The sequence below is a fragment of the Oleiphilus sp. HI0086 genome (assembly GCF_001635225.1).
In genome coordinates this window covers 1-543 of the sequence record NZ_LWFZ01000353.1, presented here as the reverse complement: position 1 = coordinate 543, position 543 = coordinate 1, and the positions used below count along the sequence as shown (strand labels likewise).

The following is a 543-nucleotide window of genomic DNA, read 5'->3' as shown; positions in this document are numbered from 1 at the left end:
AATGTTTGATGTTGAGCGTCCAATGAATATATTTGGTCGAGGGATTAACTGGGTATACAAGCTCTTGGCACGCGCAACTTTAGTGCCTAATACATCGATAGATCGCCAAGGTTTTTTTAACCGCCTATTCAGCACTGTTACACCTTTTCTTGAATGGTCGAAGGCCTTTAAAAAGCGGAATCGCCCGCTTTATAAAAGGCTTCAGTTTGTTTTTAACTCGCTGTTGCTGTTAATTCTGCTATTAATTATCGCTACGCCGTTTATTATCTTCTCATAACTAGTTTCCATACTCGCTATGATATAAAACTCTCTTGTTTCTAGAATAAGAGCGCGCACCCCAATTTACTCTGTGTGCAATTATGCACAACGCTTCTGCATATTTTATATTTCCGCACAAGTGTCCTTGATCTATAGTGACATCATTGTTTCTTCTGTTTAGCAGGAATGTGTGATGATCCGGAATACAGTAAGTTCTTACGGTTTGGTGGCTATTATAATTCATTGGCTCATGGCTGTTAGTATATTCTTCCTCTTTGGCTTGGG

General features: G+C 39.4%; 1 protein-coding gene. It reads left to right on the top strand.

Features of this window, described 5'->3' with window-relative positions:
* On the top strand, positions 1–277 hold a 277-nt coding region (locus A3756_RS28565), incomplete at its 5' end, for an aspartyl/asparaginyl beta-hydroxylase domain-containing protein (RefSeq protein ID WP_068552998.1).
* Positions 278–543 lie beyond the last annotated feature (266 nt).